At 61.0% G+C, this 21,574-nt stretch carries 20 protein-coding genes and 1 pseudogene; 13 read left to right on the forward strand and 8 right to left on the reverse strand.

Annotated elements, in window-relative coordinates; translation table 11 throughout:
* Positions 1-232: 232 nt before the first annotated feature.
* Positions 233-1,207, reverse strand: a complete 975-nt coding sequence (gene galE / locus ACGYK9_RS16735; RefSeq protein ID WP_394414016.1) for a UDP-glucose 4-epimerase GalE — start codon at positions 1,205-1,207, stop codon at positions 233-235.
* A 130-nt stretch (positions 1,208-1,337) separates the two neighbouring features.
* Complete coding sequence (locus ACGYK9_RS16740) at positions 1,338-2,258, reverse strand: LysR family transcriptional regulator (protein ID WP_394414013.1); 921 nt, start codon at positions 2,256-2,258, stop codon at positions 1,338-1,340.
* 121 nt (positions 2,259-2,379) lie between these two features.
* Here ACGYK9_RS16740 and ACGYK9_RS16745 point away from each other — a divergent pair, with 121 nt between their 5' ends.
* From ACGYK9_RS16745 to argE, 4 genes are all read left to right on the forward strand, one after another.
* Positions 2,380-3,351 carry a Bug family tripartite tricarboxylate transporter substrate binding protein gene (locus ACGYK9_RS16745; RefSeq protein ID WP_394422612.1) on the forward strand — a complete coding sequence of 324 codons (972 nt, stop codon included), beginning with the start codon at positions 2,380-2,382 and terminating at the stop codon, positions 3,349-3,351.
* 102 nt (positions 3,352-3,453) lie between these two features.
* Entirely contained in the window at positions 3,454-3,948 is a 495-nt protein-coding gene (locus tag ACGYK9_RS16750) for a tripartite tricarboxylate transporter TctB family protein (protein WP_394414007.1), read from the forward strand.
* Between the two features lie 12 nt (positions 3,949-3,960).
* Entirely contained in the window at positions 3,961-5,448 is a 1,488-nt protein-coding gene (locus ACGYK9_RS16755; protein ID WP_394414004.1) for a tripartite tricarboxylate transporter permease, read from the forward strand.
* A complete protein-coding gene (gene argE, locus ACGYK9_RS16760) occupies positions 5,445-6,641 on the forward strand; it encodes an acetylornithine deacetylase (protein WP_394414001.1) in 1,197 nt (398 codons plus the stop codon). The genes ACGYK9_RS16755 and argE overlap by 4 nt, the downstream gene beginning before the upstream one ends.
* 75 nt (positions 6,642-6,716) lie before the next feature.
* Here argE and ACGYK9_RS16765 read toward each other — a convergent pair whose 3' ends face one another.
* The 4 genes from ACGYK9_RS16765 to ACGYK9_RS16780 form a co-directional block, all read right to left on the reverse strand.
* A complete protein-coding gene (locus ACGYK9_RS16765) occupies positions 6,717-7,445 on the reverse strand; it encodes a hypothetical protein (protein WP_394422614.1) in 729 nt (242 codons plus the stop codon).
* 79 nt (positions 7,446-7,524) lie between these two features.
* A complete protein-coding gene (locus ACGYK9_RS16770) occupies positions 7,525-9,090 on the reverse strand; it encodes an acyl-CoA synthetase (protein WP_394413995.1) in 1,566 nt (521 codons plus the stop codon).
* Entirely contained in the window at positions 9,090-10,259 is a 1,170-nt protein-coding gene (locus ACGYK9_RS16775) for an acetyl-CoA acetyltransferase (protein WP_394414069.1), read from the reverse strand. Before ACGYK9_RS16775 ends, ACGYK9_RS16770 begins: the two co-directional genes overlap by 1 nt.
* A complete protein-coding gene (locus ACGYK9_RS16780; protein WP_394413992.1) occupies positions 10,259-11,077 on the reverse strand; it encodes an IclR family transcriptional regulator in 819 nt (272 codons plus the stop codon). Before ACGYK9_RS16780 ends, ACGYK9_RS16775 begins: the two co-directional genes overlap by 1 nt.
* 135 nt (positions 11,078-11,212) lie before the next feature.
* Here ACGYK9_RS16780 and ACGYK9_RS16785 point away from each other — a divergent pair, with 135 nt between their 5' ends.
* The 9 genes and pseudogenes from ACGYK9_RS16785 (at position 11,213) to rfbA (ending at position 19,564) form a co-directional block, all read left to right on the forward strand.
* Positions 11,213-12,217 carry a DctP family TRAP transporter solute-binding subunit gene (locus ACGYK9_RS16785; protein WP_394413989.1) on the forward strand — a complete coding sequence of 335 codons (1,005 nt, stop codon included), beginning with the start codon at positions 11,213-11,215 and terminating at the stop codon, positions 12,215-12,217.
* 53 nt (positions 12,218-12,270) lie between these two features.
* Complete coding sequence (locus tag ACGYK9_RS16790; RefSeq protein WP_394413985.1) at positions 12,271-12,750, forward strand: TRAP transporter small permease; 480 nt, start codon at positions 12,271-12,273, stop codon at positions 12,748-12,750.
* 4 nt (positions 12,751-12,754) lie between these two features.
* Positions 12,755-14,071, forward strand: coding sequence for a TRAP transporter large permease (locus ACGYK9_RS16795; RefSeq protein WP_394413982.1), 1,317 nt, complete (start codon positions 12,755-12,757; stop codon positions 14,069-14,071).
* A complete protein-coding gene (locus ACGYK9_RS16800; protein ID WP_394413979.1) occupies positions 14,068-14,820 on the forward strand; it encodes an SDR family NAD(P)-dependent oxidoreductase in 753 nt (250 codons plus the stop codon). Before ACGYK9_RS16795 ends, ACGYK9_RS16800 begins: the two co-directional genes overlap by 4 nt.
* A 58-nt stretch (positions 14,821-14,878) precedes the next feature.
* Positions 14,879-15,880, forward strand: a pseudogene (locus ACGYK9_RS16805) (IS110 family transposase).
* A gap of 358 nt (positions 15,881-16,238) precedes the next feature.
* Positions 16,239-16,805 (forward strand): dTDP-4-dehydrorhamnose 3,5-epimerase, encoded by a 567-nt coding sequence (gene rfbC, locus ACGYK9_RS16810; protein ID WP_394413976.1) that lies wholly within the window; start codon positions 16,239-16,241, stop codon positions 16,803-16,805.
* Positions 16,802-17,842, forward strand: coding sequence for a dTDP-glucose 4,6-dehydratase (gene rfbB, locus ACGYK9_RS16815; protein WP_394413973.1), 1,041 nt, complete (start codon positions 16,802-16,804; stop codon positions 17,840-17,842). The genes rfbC and rfbB overlap by 4 nt, the downstream gene beginning before the upstream one ends.
* Positions 17,843-17,846: 4 nt before the next feature.
* On the forward strand, positions 17,847-18,698 hold the full coding sequence (rfbD, locus tag ACGYK9_RS16820; protein ID WP_394413970.1) for a dTDP-4-dehydrorhamnose reductase: 852 nt from the start codon (positions 17,847-17,849) through the stop codon (positions 18,696-18,698).
* The gene (rfbA, locus tag ACGYK9_RS16825; protein WP_394413967.1) at positions 18,695-19,564 is read left to right on the forward strand and encodes a glucose-1-phosphate thymidylyltransferase RfbA; all 870 of its coding nucleotides are present in this window, start codon (positions 18,695-18,697) and stop codon (positions 19,562-19,564) included. The genes rfbD and rfbA overlap by 4 nt, the downstream gene beginning before the upstream one ends.
* Positions 19,565-19,876: 312 nt before the next feature.
* Here the strand turns inward: rfbA and ACGYK9_RS16830 are convergent, their stop codons facing one another.
* Together ACGYK9_RS16830 and ACGYK9_RS16835 are read right to left on the reverse strand one after the other, a co-directional pair.
* A complete protein-coding gene (locus ACGYK9_RS16830) occupies positions 19,877-20,647 on the reverse strand; it encodes an SDR family oxidoreductase (RefSeq protein ID WP_394413964.1) in 771 nt (256 codons plus the stop codon).
* A complete protein-coding gene (locus ACGYK9_RS16835) occupies positions 20,647-21,570 on the reverse strand; it encodes a dihydrodipicolinate synthase family protein (protein ID WP_394413961.1) in 924 nt (307 codons plus the stop codon). Before ACGYK9_RS16835 ends, ACGYK9_RS16830 begins: the two co-directional genes overlap by 1 nt.
* Between the last annotated feature and the right edge of the window lie 4 nt (positions 21,571-21,574).

Here is a 21,574-nt window from a genome sequence, read left to right on the forward strand (position 1 = left end):
CTCACGCACAACGCTTCCGCCAGCCGATCCGGCTCCACATTCAACGCCCGGCTCAGCCTTATAATGATAATTATGTATCATCAGCCCAGAACTTGTTTATCCTGAACTATCGAACACCCTAGTTTTAGCAAGCATCTTGCAGGAGAGCCCGACACGTAGGATACTTAAATCTGATATGGGCCCAAAACGACCATGACCAGCGCGCCAGATCGTTGCGCCAAAAGAAAAAATTTCAAAACCCGTCTGACGCATGCCAACGATGCGCATCCCGCAACATCTGCGGCATGGTGGAGCGCGATGGTGTCCAGCCCAATTGCGTTCTGGCCTTATCCGACCCGCAAATCAGTTTCACTGCATCCCCGGCGCGGCGCGGGCCTTCTTCCATCGGCACGGGTCCATTGGTGACAGCTGCAGCCGCAGCAACCACCTCGCGGACCGAGAACCCGTCGCCGGTGCCTAGGCAGAAGACTTCCGAAGGCTTGCCCGCTTCCAGCCATTTCAACCCCGCCACATGGGCGTCGACCAGATCGCTGACATGCACATAGTCGCGGATGCAGGTGCCGTCTTCGGTATCGTAGTCGGTGCCAAAAATGGTCAGCGCCCCGCGTGTTCCGGCCACCGCTTGGAGGATCAGCGGTACCAAATGGGTCTCCGGATCATGGGCCTCGCCTACCTCTGCTTCGGGGTCCGCGCCGGCCACGTTGAAGTAGCGGAAGATCACATGGTTCAATCCTTGGGGCGCGAAATCGCGCAGCATCTGTTCGATCGCCAGCTTCGAGCCACCATAGGCGTTGATCGGGCGCTGGTCGGTCTCTTCGTTCAACACCACCCCATCTTGATCGCCATAGGTGGCGCAGGTCGAAGAAAAGATGAACTTGTCGATCCCAGCTGCCCGCGTCGCCTCGATCAAGTTCAGTCCGCCCAACACGTTCTCACGCCAATAGCGGGCCGGGTCTTGCATGGACTCGCCGACTTGGCTCAACGCAGCAAAATGCATGACCGCAATGGGGGCATGTTCTGCCAGTGCCGCATCAATCGCCGCGCGGTCCAACAGATCACCTTCGACAAGCGGGCCAAACTTTACCGCCGCCCGATGGCCGGTGCTGAGATTGTCGAACACCACCGGCGTATATCCCGCCTGTGCCAGCGCCTTGCAGGCATGGGCCCCAATATATCCGGCCCCGCCGGTCACCAATACTTTCGCCATCGGTCGTCCTTTCGTTTGAGGTCATTTGTCACGGTTCCATCGGGCTGCGCAAGAGACGCGCGGTAGGCTGGCTTCGCGCGCGGCTCAAGACGTCGCGAGGCCGATAGCATCCGGGCCACCAGTGCCGAAACTACAGCGTTTCGCTCACCACCCCGGACCGTTTCAGACTCTCGATCTCATCCGCGACCACTGCCGCGAAAGCCTGCCCCACCGTGCTCAAGGGCCGCCCGTGGGGCACGAATTGCGCGATGTCCCATGTGATCGACGGGATCAGCCGGTGGACCGAGACCCGTTCCAAATCAAGCAGTTGATGCGCTACGGGGTCGATGATTGCGATGCCCTCCCCGCGCTCTACAAGGCGGACAATGCCGTGGATGGTCCGAAGCTCGGCGGCGATCGTGCGGTTGACCTGAATGGTCTCCATCATCAGGTCGATCCGCCGCCGCAGAGGGCTGCCTTGGGACAGGTCGATAAACATCTCCTTGCGTAGCCGTGGGAGGGGAATTTCCTCAATCTCCTCAAGCGGGTGCCCCTTCGGCAGAATGCATGTCGCCTCGCAATGCGCCAAGGACAGGGCCTCTCCGCCAAAGGCCTCGGCGTTGAGCGTGATGCCAAAGGCCAAATCGCAACGGTTCTCGCTGATCATCTGAAGCATTTCGGCCATGCCGACATCGGCGATTTGCACCGTCGCTTGGGGATGCTCTTTGCGAAATTGTGCAAGCGCGTCCAACAGAAAGGTGTCGCAAAAGACGGGCTGCGCTGCGATGACAAGATGCCCGACCTGACCGCTGGCCATCGCCTTGGCTTCCTGCTCAAGATTTCGCAGCCCCGAGAGATAGTGGACCACGTTCTGATGAAAGCTGAATGCTTCGGCCGTCGGCGCAAGGCGATTTCGCTTGCGCTGGAAAAGTTCGAAACCGGCTTTTTCTTCGAGCGAAGACAGCAATCGGCTCACCATCGGCTGGCTCAATTCCAAATGTTCCGCGGCAAGCTTCATGCCGCCCAACCGCATATAGGCGTCAAAGGCCTTTAGTTCTCGTGTCTTGAACATGCTGCCTCCCCTCAGTATGCAATTTATGCAACTATGGCGCATCTCTTGTCAAATTCAGCATACTGTGGATGGTGGCCGCCATCCAAAAGCTCCGGCTTGCCGGACAACATCTGAGGTACTCATGAAAAACATAATCGGAACGATTGCACTTTCGCTCATGGCAGTCGGTGGACCGGCGCTCGCCCAATCTTATCCAGAAAAATCCGTGACGCTGGTGGTCCCCTATGGCCCGGGCGGCGCTTCGGATCTGGCGGGCCGGGCTTTGGCGGAAACGGCACAGCCCTTTCTGGAACAGCCGGTCACGGTTATGAACAAACCCGGCGCAGGCGGCATGAACGGCGCGCGTTTCGTGTCCGAAGCCGATGCGGACGGCTATACGCTACTGCTCGCGCGGGTCGGCATGGCCCTGTCGCCTGCCGTGACACCGGGCGCAGCGGTGCCGTGGGATGCCTATACATTTGTCAGCGCGCTCGAAGCGACGCCGATGATCTTGGCCGTGCGCGGCGATGCGCCCTATGACAACGTCGACGAGTTGATCGCGGCGGTCAAAGACAGCAATGGCGCGATGACCTATGCGGCCTCGGGCGCGACGGCGATCGATGGCTTCACCACCCAAGCCCTGCTGGCCGACAATGACCTCGACCCGCTGACCACAGCGACCCTCGTGCCTTACAAAGGCGGCGGTGCGCTTGCGACAGCCCTGCTGGGCGGCCATGTCGATTTCGTCGCGATGGCTGCGGCATCCTTGATGCCTCATATTGAAAGCGGCGACATGAAGGCCCTGATGGTCTTTGCGCCCAAGCGGATGGAGAGCCTGCCCGAGGTCGCGACAGCGAGCGAATTGGGCTATGAGAAAGCGGGCCAAATCACCGGTTGGAGCGCGCTTTACGCTCCTAAAGACCTGCCCGAAAACGTGATCGCCAAATGGCAGGACGTGCTGGGCCAAGTCGCCACGGACGAGAAATGGCTCGAACTGGCCGACCGTCGCGGCTCGATCTCCACCATCGGCACGGTGGAGATGCCCGACTACGCGAAAAGCCAGCACGAGCTGTTCAACGGTCTTGCCAAAGACTTCGGCTATTTGCCCCAGTAAGCTATCGCGGGCGGGCGCACCCGCGCCCGCCTGCCCCTCCCCCAGCCGGCCCCTGCGGCCTGCCCGATCTCACTCGAGGTCCCTGTTTTCATGAGGATTGCCATGACGAAGCCCGTTTTGCGGGGGGTGCTGGTCGTCGCGTTTTTCGCACTCTGCGCCTTCTATCTTGTCCCTGTCTATGTGCCTCGCCCGGCCTTCATTCCCGGCTTCGCCCCGCCGCCTGACATGTGGCCGCGGACCGTGTCGCTGATCGGCATCCTGCTCGGCCTTCTTGTGTTGGCCCTTGCCTTCCGCGGCGGCGCACCGGCTGAGGAAACGATCCAGACCGACGGAAGCTCTCCCAAGCGGATGGCATTGCGTTTCGCAGGTGTGGTGATCGCGTTCGGCCTGTTCCTGCTGGCGCTTCCTTACGTCGGTTTCCTGATCGCGATCATACTGCTGACCTTCACCATGGTCCTGATGACTGGCGAACGGAGCTACCGGTTCTGGATCGCGCTGATCTCGGTCGGTGCGCCAGTGCTGCTTCTTTTGTTCTTCAATTCCGCCTTGGGCACGCAATTCCCCAAAGGCGCATTGCTCAAGACACTCGGCTTCTGATCGGAGATACTGATGCTAAACGACGTTCTCTCTGCACTCTCGGCAGTTGCCACCTTGCAGAACTTTCTGATCATGACCGCCGGTATCTGGGGCGGCGTGATCGTCGGGGCCATTCCCGGCATGACGGGCACCATGGCGGTAACCTTGGCGCTGCCTTTTACGTTTTACATGGCCCCGGTGCCGTCGATCCTGCTCCTCGTCGCGCTTTACAAAGGGTCGACCTATGGCGGCTCGGTCTCCGCGATCCTGATCAAGACCCCTGGCACCGCTTCGGCGGCCTGCACGGCGCTGGATGGCTACCCCCTGGCCCAACAAGGCAAAGGCGGCAAAGCGCTGAACATGGCGCTTTATTCTTCGGTGATCGGCGACTTTCTGTCTAATATCTCTCTGATCTTCTTTGCCGCCCCCCTCGCCCTGCTGGCACTTCACATCGGCCCGCCTGAGTTCTTCATGCTGATGGTATTTGCGCTGACCACCGTCGCGGGGGTCTCCGGCAACTCTCTTCTGCTGGGCATGGTCTCTGCCGCGCTTGGCTTGCTGCTGGCGACCGTGGGCGAAGACCTCTATGGCTCCTTCCGCTTTGCCTTCGTGCCGGATATGCAGGCTGGCCTGTCGATCGCGCCGGTCCTGATCGGCCTCTTTGCGCTGCCCGAACTGATCAAGCTGGTGGTCCTCCGCGCGGCCAACAAGGATGAGGCCGCCCCCTTGGGTGCCCAGCATGTGACCCGCGACGAGTTCATGGGATCGCTGCGCAGCATTTTCAAAGGCTCCGTCATCGGGTCCATCCTCGGCGCGATCCCCGGAATCGGCCCCTCCTCTGCCGCCTTCTTCTCTTATGGCGAAGCGCAGCGCAGCTCTAAGAACGGCGCGAACTTCGGCAAGGGGGAGCTTGAGGGCATCGCCGCCTCGGAATCCGCCAATAACGGGGCTTGCGGTGCCACCATGATCCCGCTGCTTGCCTTGGGCGTGCCCGGCGATGTGATCACGGGCGTGATGCTGGGGGCCTTTATGATCCAAGGTCTGACCCCCGGCCCGCTGCTGTTTCAGACGAACATGCATGAAATTTACATGCTCTTCATCGGCATGCTGGTCTCTTCGGTGCTGTTGTTCTTTGCGGGCAAGGTGACCATGCGGATGTTCACCAAAGTGGCGCTGATCCCGCAGACTCTGCTGACCCCCTTGGTGCTGCTGCTCTGCATCTTCGGGATCTACTCCATCGCCTCCAGCACCTTTGACGTGGCCGTGTTGCTTGTGATGGGGCTGGTGGGCTTTGGGATGTTCTTGCTGAACATCCCCGCGGCCCCCTTCCTGATCGCCTTCATCCTCGGCCCGATGATCGAAGAAAACCTGCGCCGCGCGCTGGCGATTTCGCGGGGCGATCCTGCGGTACTGCTGTCGTCGCCCATCACATGGGTCTTCGCGGTGCTGATCATTCTCGTGCTTGGCCTGACGGTCCGCCGCGAGTTCCTAAAATCCAAAGAAAGACGCGTTCAGCAATGATTGACCTCAGCGAAACACCATTTTCGTTTGACGACCTGACCGGTGACGCCGCCAAACATTTGGCGCGGCTGATCTCCTTCGATACGGTCTCCTGCAACTCCAACCGCGCGCTTATCGACCATATGGCGGAGTACTTTGGCGATCTGGGCGCGCGGATCACCATCCTGCCGGACGAGACCGGCGCCAAGGCCAATCTGATCGCAGCCTTCGGCCCCGAGGATAAGCCGGGCATCGTCTGGTCCGGGCATACGGATGTCGTTCCCGCGGATGAGCCGGAATGGGAAACCGACCCGTTTCAGGCCGAGATCAGGGGTGGCAAACTCTTCGGGCGCGGCGCTTGCGACATGAAGGGCTTCGCGGCCTGCGTCATGGCCGTTGCCCCGCAACTGGCTCAAGCCGCTTTAACGCGCCCCGTTTACCTCTGCTTTTCCTATGACGAAGAGGTCGGCTGTCTGGGCGCCCCCGCGATTGCGGAGCATCTCGCGCAGCTGCCCTTGTCGCCTGAGTTTGCAATCATCGGCGAGCCGTCGATGATGAAGCTGATCACCGGGCAGAAAGGCAAGATTGCCATGCGCGCCCATGCCACGGGCACCGCGGGCCATTCGTCTTTCGCGCCCGAGCATGTCAACGCGATCGAATTTGCCTCCAAAGCGGTGGCGCGGATTTCTGAACGCGGCAAACGCTATGAGCAAGACGGCCGCTTTGACCACGATTTCACCGTGCCGCATGCTACGATGTTGGTGACGATGATGCAGGGCGGTGTCGCCACGAATGTCACCCCGGACAGTTGCACACTGACCTTCGAGCTCCGCTCGATCAGCGGCATGGAGCCTGAGCGAGATATGCAACTGCTCTTGGATGAGATCTCGCGTGAGGTCACCTCACCCATGGAAGAGAAGATCCCCGGCACCGGTATCCGGTTTGAGACGATCTTCTCCTATCCCGCCATGGGTGACGCGCGCGAAACAGAAGGGTTTCAACGCTATGCCGAGCTTCTGCCCGCATGGGGCGGCAAGGTGTCTTATGGTTCCGAAGGCGGTGTATTCGAGCAGATCGGCGGGATCCCTTCGGTGATTGTCGGGCCGGGATCGATCGAACAGGCGCATAAACCCAATGAGTTCGTCGATCTCGACCAGCTTGAGAAATGTGTTCAGTTCCTCGGCAGCATCATCGATTTCCTCGCGCCGGAATAACCGCTTCGCACGATTGAGCTTTCCCTGCATGCCGCGACGACCACGCGGCATGCATTTTTGTTTCGGTGAGAGTGTTCATTCCCCCTGCGAAAGCAAAAGCACCTCGAAGGTCACACAGACATGGTTGGCCCGCGCCGCCAGTTCTCCACTCACCGGCGGCCCTTTAAGGCCCACGGAAATCGCGCTGCGTCCATCTTCCCCCACCAAAAGCACTTCGGTCGCAATATCCGTAAGCGCTGGCTGCCCCCGCAATTGCGTGCCGACGAAACTCCCCAGACCTTTCACTGCGCTGACTGACAAGTCGGAAACCGCCGCGCATTTCTCGATGCCGTCTTCGATCACCTCGTTGGGCCGGATCGTGGCAAGCACGGCGTTCGGGCTGTCCACCGGCCCCGTAGCGACGGGCCGGAACAGGGTGAACTCTGTCTCAGCATCTGGGGCGGTTTCGAGCATGGCCCCTTCGAGCAGCCAAACATCAACGGTATGATCTGCCGACAGGACCGTTTTCTCTGCCAAAAGATGCCCCGCATGACAGGCCCCGTCCTCCGCGCGCCACATCCCGTGAATATGCGCGAATGCCGCGCCATCCCGCCGCCCCAGATGCGCACCGGCCCGTTCGATCACGGCACCGCGCAACACGGTCTCTGCGCTGTACCACGCCACATGCCGATCATCCGGCGAAGCCGCAGGGCGCACGAAGGTGAGCTTATCGACAGGCAGGTCACTCAGCTCGAACCACGCGCCCGCGTCCTCAGCCGCCTCCGCCATCGCCTGCAAAAGCGTCGCCCCTGCGGCCAAGGTCACCCGGCGATGCGTCGCCCGACAGGGCAACGCGTTGACACGTGCCGCCGCTGCCGGTCCGGGATGTTGCGCTAATGGCGCCTTAGACATCCGCAAGCTCCCCCCGTTCGGCCAGCTCAGCCCGGATCAATTTCTTGGTGATCTTGCCGTAGCCCGACTTTGGCATCTCATCCCAAAAGACGACGGTTTTCGGCATCTTATAGCGCGGCACCTTGTCCCCCAGCCAATCGAGCAGCGCATCGGCCTCAGGCGCGGCCCCTTGGGCGACGCAGACGGCGATCCCGACCTCGCCCCATGTCGGATCCGGCATTCCCAACACGGCGCATTCGCTGATGGCCGGATGTTGCAGGATCTTCTCCTCGATCTCACGCGGATAGATGTTGGACCCGCCCGAGATATACATGTCCGACGCACGGTCGGTGAGGTAAAGAAACCCTTCGGCATCCATATGCCCAAGGTCGCCGGTCAGGAACCAGCCATCGCGGAACGCTTTGGCATTGGCCTCGGGGTTGTTGTGATATCCGGCGAAGACCGCCGGACCGATCACGGCGACCTCTCCCGTCTCGCCGGGGGGGACCTCTTTGCCATCGGCATCCTGCACCTGTACCTGCATCCCCGTCCGGGCAAAACCGCAGGTGCCGATCCGCATTACGGCATCATCGGCGGAGTGGTGCGCGGGCGGCAACACGGTGATATTGCCCGTCACCTCGCCAAGGCCGAAATACTGCACCAGCACAGGGCCCAAAACCTCGAGCGCGCGGATTTGGTCGGCCCGGTACATCGGCGCCCCGGCATAGATCATGTAGCGCAGGCTGGAGTGGTCGTGCTCATGAACCGAAGGATGTTCGACCAACATCTTCACGATCGTCGGCACGGTAAAGGCATTCGTCACGCCCCATTTGGCGACCAAGCGCCAAACCTCGGCAGGATCGAACTTTGCGCCACCGGGCAGGATGGTTTTCACCCCATGGGCCACCTGCGTCAATTGATGGATGCCCGCACCGTGCGACAGCGGAGCGACGACGATAGAGGCGTCATCCGGCCCCGTCCCCGGCATCAAGTCGCAAAGATGGTTGGTGATGACAAAGGCCAGCTGGCCATGGGTCAACACCGCCGCCTTGGGCTTGCCGGTCGTCCCGGAGGTAAAGAAGAACCACGCGGGATCGTCGCGATCTACCTCGGCCACGGTGACCGGCACCTCCGCGAACGCCGCGACGAGCGCGTCGTAATCGTCCTCCCCCTCACCGCCGATCGTGACGGCGAAATCGACATCTTTGCAGGCCGCGATATGCCCGGCAAATTCGGCCCCCGCCAAGAGCCCCTTGGCCCCCGATGACATGGCGAGCCATGCGACCTCCTCTGTCGTTTGGCGGAAATTGGCGGGCACCCAGACGCAGCCGAGTTTCCAGCAGGCAAAGGCCGCTTCGAACATCTGGTTGCAGTTCGCGGTTTGCACCAGCAAACGGTCGCCCTTGCGCATGCCATAACGGTCCCGCAGAGCCGCGGCAAAGGCGGTGGCACGCGCCTCCAACTCGGACCAAGCCCAAGTGTCTTCGCCCCAGACCAGCCCGATCTCCTCAGGCTGACGTCGCGCAGAGTCTGTCAAAAACTGCGAGAGGTTCATGACGCGGGTAGAGACGGGCTGCATCACGCCACCCGCTCAAGGATCGAGGCATAGGAGGCCACCGCCGCCCCGCCCATGTTAAACACCCCGGCAAGCTCGGCATCGGGGATCTGCATGCCGCCCGCCTCGCCCATCAACTGCATCGCCGCCATGACATGCATCGACACGCCCGTGGCCCCAATCGGATGGCCCTTTGACTTCAACCCGCCCGAGGGGTTCACCGGCAGCCGCCCGTCCTTGGCGGTCCAGCCCTCGCGAATGGCGCGGCAGCCTTGGCCCGGCTCGGTCAAACCCATCGCCTCGTATTCCAGCAGCTCCGCCACGGTGAAACAGTCGTGGGTTTCCACGAGGCTCAGATCGTCCAGCGTCAGGCCACTTGCCGCGAAGGCCTGCGCCCACGCTCGGCGCGCGCCGTCAAAACGGGTGATGTCCCGCCGCGACAGCGCAAGCGGTTCGTTGGTATGGCTGCGGGCGCGGAAACGGATGGCGCGCTGCAATTGGGCCGCCACCTCGGGTGCCGCCACGACCATCGCCGCCGCTCCGTCAGAGACCAACGAGCAATCTGTGCGCCGCAGGGGGCCAGCCACAAGGGGGTTCTTCTCGGACACCGTATTGCAAAAGGCCACGTCGAAATCCCGCTGCATATGGGCGAGGGGGTTCTGCATTCCGTTGTGGTGGTTCTTCGCGGCGATCATCGCCAGCGCTTCGGATTGATCGCCATAGCGCTGGAAATAGCTGCCCGCGATCTGCCCAAAAAGCCCGGCAAAGCCGCCGCCAAGGCCCGCTTCCTCCGCCCGGTAAGAGGCGCCGAGCAGGATGTCCCCCACCTCCGCGCCCGGGGTGGCGGTCATCTTCTCGGCCCCGACGACCAAGGCGATCTTGCCCCGCCCACTGGCGATGAAATCCATCGCCCCGTGCAAGGCGGCGGAGCCGGTCGCGCAAGCATTCTCATAGCGTGTGGCGGGGACGAGGGCCAAAGCCTCATTCCCCATGCCGACGAGCGCGCCCTGAAAATCCTGATCCGAGAAACCGTTATTGAAGACACCGGCAAAGATGCCATCCACGTCTTCGGCATCGACGCCCGCATGGGTCAAGGCCGGGCCGGTGACCTCGGCCATCAGTGCTTCGGTATCGGGCGCTTCGCTTTTGCCAAAGGCGCTATGGGCCCAGCCCACGATATAGGGGTCCGTCATCATTCATCCTCCTCCAGTACCGGCTGCGGCATCCTGCGCGCCAACCGGATTTCAATTTCCCGCGCTTCGCGCTTTAGCAATTTCGCCAGTTCGCCATCGCGCGGCGGCAGCATTCGGCTTTCAATCGCGGCGATCGACATGGCGCCCGCCACGGATCCGTCGGGGCGGCAAAGGGCCACGCCGATGCCCCAACTGCCCGGCACGATCCGCCCGGGGTTCAGGGCAAAACCCCGCGCCCGTGTTCGCGCCACATCACTGCGCAAAAGGTCGGCGTCATAATCCGGGTAGTCGCTGGCCATCCGTTCGGCATTGTCTTTGAGCACCATCTCGACCTCCGCATCCGGCAGTGCGCTCAGCATCGCGAGGGAGCCTGCGCCGATGCCCAAAGGGTGTTGCGCGCCGGTCTCAAGCGCATGGGTTCGGATCGGAAAAGCCCCGTCTTCGCGGTGCAGGCAAACCGCGGCCGAGCCGCGCCGCATGTTGACGAAAGCCGTGTCCCCGCTCATCTGCGCAAGCCGCACAGCCGCATCCGCGGCGATCTCTAACAGCCCATGACGCGGGGTCGCGAGCGTGCCGAGGACATAGCTTTCCTCCCCCAGAAAATAGAGCCGCGAGGCGCTGTCCTGCTCCACCAGACCGCGCCGGATCAGCGCAAGCATCAGCCGCCGCACCGTGGGCTTGCCCAGACCAGACGCCTCGATCAACTCCGACAAAGAGGCGCCCCGCCCCGCTGCGCGCCCGGTGATCTGCAAAAGCGCTAGAGCACGGTCCACCGCTTGACTGCCGCTGGCGGGGGTCGCCTGATCTCCGCCGCTCATAATATGGACCTCTTACATCGGGATTCCGGGGTTTCGTCACAAAGAACTGCGCATTCTTTCGTTGATTGCAAGAAATATCTTGCCCGATCCGACGAACTCTGTTCCACATTATGGCTCAATGAGGGAGGAACTATTATGAAAATGATTTCAAAGGCGGGTTTGGCCGCAATTTTCGCAACCGCCGTCTTTTCCGGCACGGTCAGCGCCGACACCCTGCGCCTGTCGCATAACACCGGCGACACCACGACTTGGCACAAGGGGGCCGAAAAATTCGGTGAGCTTCTGTCCGAAAAAACCGACGGCGCCTATGACGTGCGCGTCTTTCCCAATGCGCAGCTTTCCGGCGGCGACCAGATGAAACAGGCCGAGATGGTGGGCCGTGGGGCGCTGGACCTCGTTGTCACCTCAGCGATCAACGTGACCCCCTTGGTGCCCGAGATGGCCGTCTTCTCGCTGCCCTATCTCTATGCCAACTACGATCAGGTAGACGCGACCACCCAAGGCGAACCGGCGAAACTGCTCGAAGACATCCTGCGCGAGAAGGGCATCGAAGTGCTGGCTTGGGGCGAAAACGGCTTCCGTGAAGTCACCAACAATGTCCGCCCGATCAAGACCCCCGAGGATATGAAGGGTCTGAACATGCGCGTCGCCGGGCCGATGTATATCGACGTGATGAACGCGCTCGGCGCCAACCCGCAACAGATGCAATGGGGTGAAACGATGACCGCGCTTCAGCAGGGTGTGGTCGATGGCCAGGAAAACCCCATTGGGGCCGTGATCATTCCCCAGCAGGTCTTCGAGGTCCAAAAACACCTGACCGCTTGGCACTACTCCTATGACCCGATCTTCCTTGGCGTCTCGACCGAAGTCTGGGGCGATCTGGACGAGGCGGCCCAAGAGCAGATGCGCGCAGCGGCGACCGAAGCCATGGAATACCAGCGCGAAATCACCCGTGAAGGCACCGCCGAGGGCGTCGCATTCCTGCGTGACAAGGGGATGGAGGTGTACGAGCCCTCCGAAGAGGAACTGGCCGCTTTCCGCGAAGCGACCAAACCCGCCTTCGACACTTGGGCCGCCAAAGTGGGCACCGACATCGTCGGTAGCTTCCAAGACGCCATCGCCGCGACACCCGCGAACTAAAGCCCCGGCGCGGCCCTGCACCGGGGCCGCGCTGATCCGGGAGGGTCAGAGCCGTGCGATTTCTGCTGAACGAGTTTGAAAAGATCGTCTGTGCCGTGCTGTTTCTTGGCATGACGCTGATCGGTTTCATCAATGTGGTGGTCCGCTATGCCACGCATTATTCCTTCGCCGCCTCGGAAGAGCTGCTGACCAACGGCTTTTTGTTGTTGACCGTCTTTGGCGCCGCGATTGCCGCGCGGCGGGGGCAGCATTTGGCGGTCACGATCGTTCAAGATTTTCTGCCCCGCCCTGCAGCCCGGGCCGTATTCTTGCTGTCGGTGATCCTTTCGGTCCTGCTTCTGGCGGCTTCGGCTTGGTTCTCTTGGGCCACCTTAATGAACCAGATCGGCAGCGGCATCCGCAGCTATGCGCTCGGCGTGCCTGCGTGGTGGTATCAGATCGGCCTGCCGTTCGGCTTTGCCCTGATCATCCTCCGTTACCTGCAACATGCCGCAGAAATGTGGCGCGCGACGCGCCAAGAACCGCGAGCATAATCCAATGTTTGATATCTTTAGCATGGGCGCCGGCACCCAGATGATCGTCGCCTTCTTTTTGCTGATGGCCCTGCGCGTGCCCGTGGCCTTCGCGCTCGGCCTCTCGGCCATGTACGCCATGTGGCAAATCGGCTTTGGCTTTGACCTTGCGGGCGATTTGATCGCCACCGGCATTGCGAAATACGCCCTGCTCGCCATCCCCTTCTTCATTCTCGCGGGGACATTGATGGGCACCCTCGGCATCGCCGAGCGGATGATCCGCTTTTTTCGCATCCTGATCGGCAACCTCCCCGGCGGCATGGGTGTCGTCGGCACCGTGGTCTGCCTCTTCTGGGGCGCGGTGTCGGGCTCGGGCCCCGCTTCCGTCGCGGCCATCGGCCCGATGATCATCAAAGGCATGCAAGAAGACGGCTACCCTCGCGCTGCCGCCGCCGCTTTGGTCTGCACGGGCGCGGCCTTCTCCATCGTCATCCCGCCCTCCATCGGCCTCGTGATCTATGGCGTTATTGCCGAGACATCGATCTCCGCACTCTTTATCGCAGCGATCATCCCGGGCCTCTTCATGGGCGTGCTGATGCTAATCATCCTGCCCTTCATCAAATCGACCAACCGGGCGGAGTTGGACAAGCTCTCCCCTGCGTCGCCCAGCAAAGGCTATTGGCGCGATCTTGGGCAGAGCTTCCGCGAGTCCTTCTGGGGCCTGATGACCCCGGTCGTCATCCTCGGCGGCATCTACTCCGGCATCTTCACCCCGACCGAAGCCGCCCTCGTGGCCACCGTCTATGCCATCGCCGTGGGCGCCTTTGCCTATGGCTCGCTCTCTATCCGCGCCCTTTACGACGCTCTGACCGAGGCCGCTTCCTCTTCCGCCGTCGTCATGTTGGTTGTCGCCTATGCCAGCCTGTTCGGTTGGGTCGTGACGGTCGAAGACCTCGTTGGCCAATACTCTGGCCAATTGCTCGGCCTGTCGGACAATGGCGGGGTGATCTTGATGGTGATCATGCTGATCCTCCTAATCGCGGGCATGTTCATGGACCCGGTCACCGTGATGTTCATCTCTCTGCCGATCTTCCTGCCCGTTGTGCGGGAACTTGGCTGGGATCCGGTCTGGTTCGGCGTGCTGGTGATGGTGAACCTCGCCATCGGCCTCATCACCCCGCCCGTCGGGATCAACCTCTACGTCGCCGCGAACATCACACGTCAACCCTTGGAGCATATCGCCCGCGCCGCATTTCCATTCCTCGCGATCAGCGTCATCGGCCTTGCCATCGTTGCGGCGGTGCCTGCCATCTCCCTCTTCCTGCCCGAGGTGCTGAAATGAACGATACCGTTGCCCTGATCACCGGTGCCGCCCGCGGTATCGGCCTTGCCACTGCCGCGCTTTTCCACGCCGAAGGCCGCCGCGTCGTAATGCTCGACCGCGATGCGGAAGAACTGGCGGAAACCGCGGCCACCCTCCCCGGCGTGCTCGCCATCACTTGTAATGTTTCGATCCCCCAGCAAGTCGCGCAAGCCGTTGCAGAGGTGGAGCAAACCTTCGGGCGCCTCGATATTCTGGTCAACAACGCAGGCGTTGCCGATTTCGGCCCTTTGGCCGAGACTGATTTTGCCCGCTGGCGGCGCGTGATGGAGACCAACCTCGACGGCGTGTTTCTGATGTCCCAAGCCTGTCTCGCGCTCCTCTCCGCCCGGGGTGGGGCCATCGTGAACATCGCCTCGATCTCCGGGTTGCGAGCCTCGACGTTGCGTATCGCCTATGGGACTTCAAAAGCGGCAGTGATCCATCTGACCAAACAGCAGGCGGCGGAGCTTGGCGAAGTCGGGATCCGCGCGAATTGCGTCTGCCCTGGACCGGTGGACACGAAACTCGCGCTGGCCGTCCACTCGCCGGAGATACGCGCGGCCTATCATGACGCGATCCCCCTCAACCGATACGGCTCTGAGCGTGAAATCGCGGATGTCATATGTTTTCTTGCGAGCGAACGGGCGAGCTATGTGACCGGGCAGATCGTCGCATCCGACGGCGGGTTCGACGCTACGGGCGTAGGTCTTCCTGCGTTGAGGGGCTAACTAAGAACTGATGCTGTAACCGCCCCCCCCCGACGTCACTCTTGTGTCAAGGTGGGTCATGTTTAATCCAATTAGGAGGACGGTTATATCAACACTTGTTATTGTTGGTCTCGATCTCGCAAAGAATATGGTCCAAGTTCACGGTGCCGATGCATCTGGCAAGGTATTGTTTCGCAAAAAGCTGCGACGCGGTCAGGTTTTGGAGTTCTTCAATGAGTTACCAGCTTGTGTGATTGCAATGGAGGCTCGTGGGGTGCCCACTTTTGGGGCCGCGAAATCGGCAAGTTGCGGCACGAGGTGCGGCTGATCCCGCCCTCCTATGTTAAGCTGTTCGTGAAGAGGCAAAAGAACGATGCTGCTGATGCCGAGGCGATTTGTGAGGCTGCGGTGCGCCCGACAATGCGGTTTGTTTCCGTGAAGAGTGCAGCGGACCCAAACCATCAATGCCTTGCGAGGGCACTTGAATGAATTTGGGCAAATCGTACCCCAAGGCGCAGCAAATGCTTCGAAGCTCGTGGCACTCGTTGAGTGTTCAGAGTGTGAACTGCCAATGGAAGCCATTGCAACGTTTCAAGCCCTCATTGCAACACTCGGGCATTTTGAAACTGAAATTGCCAAGCTTAATGCCGAGATCACCCGCCGGGCCAAAGAAGACAAGCTTGCGCGGCGCCTGATGACAGTACCAGGTATCGGCCCGCTGATTGCCACTGCAATTGCTACTCTTGCTCCGCCACCAGAAAACTTCCGGAGGGCGCGTGATTTTGCGGCCTGGCTTGGGCTGGTGCCGCGTCAACATTCGACGGGCGGCAAGCAAAGGCTTGGGGCAACGACTAAGATGGGAGAGCGATCTCTGAGACGATTGCTAATTATTGGTGCGAACAGCGTCATAATCAAACGACACATCCATCAAGAGGTTCAGCCAGGAACGTGGTTGGGTAATCTGCTGCTACGCAAGCCACCGATGTTAGTTCGGCTGGCACTCGCAAACAAAATGGCGCGCATCGTCTGGACCTTGATGGCCCGTGGTGGTGTCTACCAGTCTCCGGTAGCGGCAGCATAAGGCTGCCGTGGCTGCGAGAACGTTGGAGCGTAGGAGGGCAAGGAGTAGTTTGGCGCAATAGTCGTGAGACAGGTTCAACAAGTCAGTATGCAACATGTGCCAATGAGCACGCGGGACTAATCTGACCTTGAACTTCGAACACCATACGGGCCCGCAGCATGTAGTGCGTTGCATCAGAGGCCGGATACATGTCAGCACCCGATAACGCGTCACTATCAGCTCCGAAATTACCTCTTGCGGAAGGGGCGGTTATACATGTTGCATTAACAGATGCTACTTGGCGCCGATTATGATTATGTCATCTAACAACTCTGGTGTTTGCTAGAGAAAACGAGAAATCGTTAAGGAGAACGCTATTGTGGAAGTTACCCAAACCGCCGTGCCAGGAGTCCTCTTGATAAAACCCATGAGGTTCGACGATGAGCGAGGGTTCTTTTCAGAAAGCTGGAACCGCAAGACACTGGCGGAACATGGAATCGCTTTAGATTTCGTGCAGGATAATCATTCGCTCTCTGCCGCCACGGGAATCGTACGCGGATTGCATTTTCAGGCCCCGCCCCATGCGCAGGACAAGCTGGTGCGCTGTGGGCGAGGCGCGCTGTTCGATGTGGCGGTGGATATCCGCAAGGGCAGCCCGACCTATGGCCAATGGGTCGGCTATGACTTGACCGCTGAGAATGGATTGCAACTGCTGATCCCCAAGGGCTTTTTGCATGGCTTTGCGACGCGCGCGCCTAATACGGAGATCATTTATAAATGCACCGATTACTATGCGCCTGAATGCGATGGAGCTGTGCGTTATGACGACCCTGATATTGGCATCGATTGGGGCATAGCCGGGGAGGCAATCCTCTCTGACAAAGACGCCAAGGCCGCGCATTGGGCGGCTTTCGACAGCCCATTTACCTATGGGGAAACGACATGAAGATTCTGGTGACGGGCGGCGCGGGCTTTATCGGCTCTGCAGTGGTGCGGCTGGCGGTGGCGCGGGGGCTTGCGGTAGTCAACTTGGATGCGCTGACCTATGCGGGTTGTCTCGAAAATCTTGCCAGCGTGACGGATGATCCGCTCTATTCCTTTGAGCATGCCGACATTCGCGACCGGGCGGCGCTGGATCGTATTCTCGCGGCACACCAGCCAGACGCGGTGATGCATCTGGCCGCAGAAAGCCATGTGGACCGCTCAATCGACGGACCCGGGAATTTCATTGAGACCAATATCACCGGCACCTACAACATGCTCGAAGCCGCGCGCAGCTATTGGGTGACCCAGGGCAAGCCGGAAGGGTTCCGCTTTCACCACATCTCGACGGATGAGGTCTATGGCTCGCTTGGTACAGATGGAATGTTCACCGAAGACACGCCTTATGACCCGCGCTCGCCCTACTCCGCGTCCAAAGCCTCCAGCGACCATTTGGTCCGCGCATGGCATGAGACCTATGGCCTGCCGATCGTGTTGACCAATTGCTCCAACAACTACGGGCCCTTCCACTTTCCCGAAAAATTGGTGCCGGTGGTGATCCTGAACGCTTTGGCAGGCAAGCCGATCCCGGTTTACGGTCAAGGGCTGAACGTGCGCGACTGGCTCTATGTAGAAGACCACGCCGACGCGCTGCTGCTGGTGCTGGAAAAAGGCGCCTTGGGGCGCAGCTACAACATCGGCGGCGAGAACGAGGCGCGTAACATCGACCTTGTGAAAACCATATGCAGCATTCTCGATCAAAAGCGCCCCAAAGATGCGCCCTACGCCGATCAGATCACCTTTGTGCAGGATCGAGCGGGCCATGACCTGCGCTATGCCATTGACCCCAGCCGTATCCGTGTTGAACTGGGCTGGCGCCCGTCGGTAACGGTCGAAGAAGGGCTGGAGCGGACCGTACAATGGTATCTCGATAATGAGGACTGGTGGCGCGCGCTGCAGAACCGCGATGGCGTGGGCCAACGGCTTGGCACCAAGGGGTGAGCACATGACCATCCTCGTCTTCGGCAAAACGGGTCAGGTCGCGCGCGAACTCGCCGCCTTGGAGGGAACGGAATGTTACGGCCGTGACGCCGCCGATCTCGAAAACTCAGAGGCCTGCGCCGCCCTGATCCACAGAAAGCGTCCCCAAGCGGTGATCAATGCCGCGGCCTATACGGCTGTCGACAAGGCGGAAGAGGAAGATCGGCGCGCCACCACAATCAACGGTGCGGCCCCCGGCGCGATGGCCCGTGCTTGCGCTGACCTTGGCATTCCCTTTGTGCAGATCTCGACCGATTATGTCTTTAAGGGGCATGGCACCTCGCCGTGGCAACCGAATGATTTAACCGCTCCTCTTAGCGTTTATGGCCGCAGCAAACTGGCCGGAGAGCAGGCGGTATGGGCGGCGGGTGGCACCCATGCCATCCTGCGCACCTCTTGGGTGGTTTCGCCCCATGGGTCGAACTTCGTCAAAACCATGCTGCGTCTCGGGGCAGAGCATAACGCCCTCAACATTGTCGCCGACCAGATCGGCGGCCCTACCGGCGCTGCCGAGATCGCAGCGGCTTGTCATGCCATTGCGCGGCAGTTGATAGACGATCCGACCAAAAGCGGCACATATCATTTCTCCGGCGCGCCGGATGTCAGCTGGGCCGATTTCGCGCGCGAAATTTTCGCTCAGGCGGGGTCGGATTGCACGGTAACGAACATCCCCTCTTCCGAGTATCCGACACCGGCCCAAAGGCCGCTGAATTCCCGTCTAGATTGTCGCGCCACCGAGACCGTTTTTGGCATCCCGCGGCCCGACTGGCGTGAGACGCTCACAAATATACTTAAAGACCTTGGAGCCCGATCATGAGCAAACGCAAAGGCATCATTCTGGCCGGTGGCTCTGGCACGCGGCTCTACCCGATCACCATGGGGATTTCGAAGCAACTGCTGCCGATCTACGACAAGCCGATGATCTACTATCCGCTATCGGTTCTCATGCTCGGGGGCATCCGTGACATCGCCATGATCACTACGCCACAGGATCAAGAACAATTCATCCGGACATTGGGCGACGGCAGCCAATGGGGGATCAACCTGACCTACATCGTGCAGGAAAATCCCGATGGTCTTGCCCAAGCCTATCTGCTGGCCGAAGACTTTCTTTCCGGTGCGCCATCGGCCATGGTGCTCGGCGACAACATATTTTTCGGCCACGGGTTGCCTGACATGCTGGCCGCCGCAGATGCGCGCATCGAAGGGGGGACGGTGTTTGGCTATCACGTCTCTGACCCAAAACGTTACGGGGTCGTCGGCTTTGATCCGGATGGCATAGCCCAGGAAATCATCGAAAAACCCGATGTGCCTCCCTCGAACTACGCTGTGACGGGCCTCTACTTCCTTGACGGTGATGCGCCGAAGCATGCCGCAGAGGTTCAGCCATCGGCGCGCGGCGAATTGGAGATCACTTCACTGCTCGAAATGTATTTACAGGCGGGCAAACTGCAGGTCGAACGCATGGGGCGCGGTTATGCTTGGCTAGATACCGGCACCCATGGCAGCCTGTTGGACGCGGGAAATTTTGTCCGTACGTTGACCGAACGACAGGGTTTGCAAACCGGTTGTCTGGAAGAGATCGCCTTTAGAAAAGGTTGGATCAGCGAAGAGACCCTCTTAGAGCGCGCCGAGATTTTCACTAAGAATGACTATGGCAGCTATCTTGCCACGTTGAAGTAAGCCTGAGCTTCTTAATCCCGCGCCGCGGTTGATTTGCAGGTGTGTTTCTTCGTTGGTCCGCTTCGGTCAACATGACGGATTGAAGTCCAGACCGGGTCCTACCTGGGTGAGGATGACAGCATTCGCTACGAGAACGTTTACGCGCGCAAGTAGTGAGATCTTGACGGCGGCCTATCTAGCGCGAAGGCGTACCGCTGCGCGCGCTAGACAGGCCCCTCTTAGTGCGAATAAGGCTCGGGTGGTCACCCTTTATGTAGCAACCATTGCACCCAAGCACCCTCTTGGCGCTTTGCTGCCGTTGATCGATTCCGATCAAATCCCCTTGATTGCGCCGCCGTCAATGCGGATGCGCGATCCGGTGACGTAGCCTGCCCGCGCCGAGGCGAGGAAGGTGACCACATCGGCAAATTCTTCTGGTTTGCCGTAGCGGCCCGCCGGGATCGTGGCGCGGGACTTGGCGGCCACCTCGGCCACGTCGCTGTCGGTGCGCTTGGCCGCGGCGGCGTCAAGCTCATCAACCCGCTGCGTGTGGATGCGCCCGGGCATGACCACATTGACGGTGATGCCGTCGCCCGCGACCTCGTTTGCCAGAGTCTTCGACCAGCCCACCACCGCCGAGCGGATGCCGTTGCTGAGCGCGAGGTTCGGAATGGGCTGCTCCACGCCCGAGGAGGTGATCGAGATGATCCGACCCCAGCGACGTGCCTTCATTTCTGGCAGGAGACGCGTGTTGAGGTGGAACAGGTTGGCCGCCATCGCCTCGAAATGCGCCAGCCACTGGCCGCGTTCTGCTCCTTGCGCAGTGCCCGGGGGCGGGCCGCCGCCGTTGTTGACGATGATGTCCGCGCCGCCGTCCGAGAGCAGTTGGTCGGCCAGCGCGTCGACCTGGGCGAGGTCCGACAGGTCGCATTCAACGGGGTGGACGTTCTCCATGCCTTCCGCCCAATCGGCGATCTTGTCGCGGCTGCGCGCTGCGGCGAAGACGGTCGCGCCCTCGGCGGCCAAGGACTTGGCGATTGCCATGCCGAGGCCCCGGCTGGCCCCCAGTACAAGCGCGCGTTTGCCGTTCAGTTCGAGATCCATTAGTTCAGTTCCTTCAATCGTTTTTCCTGTCGCGAGATCAGCCGGTCGACCTCGGCGCGGGCGGCTTCGCTCAGCGCGGCACCGGGGCGGCGCTGCGCGTCATGGGCGATGATGCCGCGTTTCGCGAGCGTGTATTTGCGGATCGCCAGACCCAGGGCCGGCTGCTGCTCGAAGCGCGCCAGCGGCAGGTAGGCATCGAAGATGTCCTGCGCGCGGGTCAGCTCGCCGCGGCTGCACAGATCGACCACCTGCACCATCATCTCCGGATAGGCGAACCCGGTCATCGCGCCATCGGCACCGCGGCCCATCTCCTCGGGCAGGAACAGCCCGCCGTTGCCGCAAAGGATCGACAGCGGGCGCTCCAGCATGCCCTCGGCCCGCAGGGCGGAGATTTTCTCGAGCCCCGGCCAATCCTCATGTTTCAGGCAGACGCAGGTGGGCAGTTCGTTGACGATCCGCGCGATCACCTTGGGCGCGATCTGCACGCCGGTCACGAGCGGGAAATCCTGCAGCACGAAGGGAACGTCGCCCAGCACCTCGGCCACCTGTCGGTAATAATTCACGATCTGGTCGTCGGTACACAGGCTTCCCGGCGGGGCAACCATGACACCGGCAGCGCCAAGCTCCATCACTGCGCGGGTGAGTGTGTCGATCTGCGCAAACCCAGGGGCGGAGACGCCCACGACCACCGGCACCCGGCCATCGACGCGTTCCAGGATACGGGCGACGACCTCTTGCGATTCCTCGACCGCGAGCTTCGGGGCCTCGCCCATCATGCCCAGGACCGTCAGGCCCGTGGCCCCCACGTCGAGATAGAAGTCGACCATGCGGTCGCAGCTTTCCATGTCGATGCGGCCATCGGGGTGAAAAGGGGTCACGGCGATGACGAAGACGCCTTTCGCCTCTGCTGTGAGTGCGGACATGTTC

This window comes from Sulfitobacter sp. 1A15258, from assembly GCF_043557045.1.
Taxonomy (GTDB): domain Bacteria; phylum Pseudomonadota; class Alphaproteobacteria; order Rhodobacterales; family Rhodobacteraceae; genus Sulfitobacter; species Sulfitobacter faviae.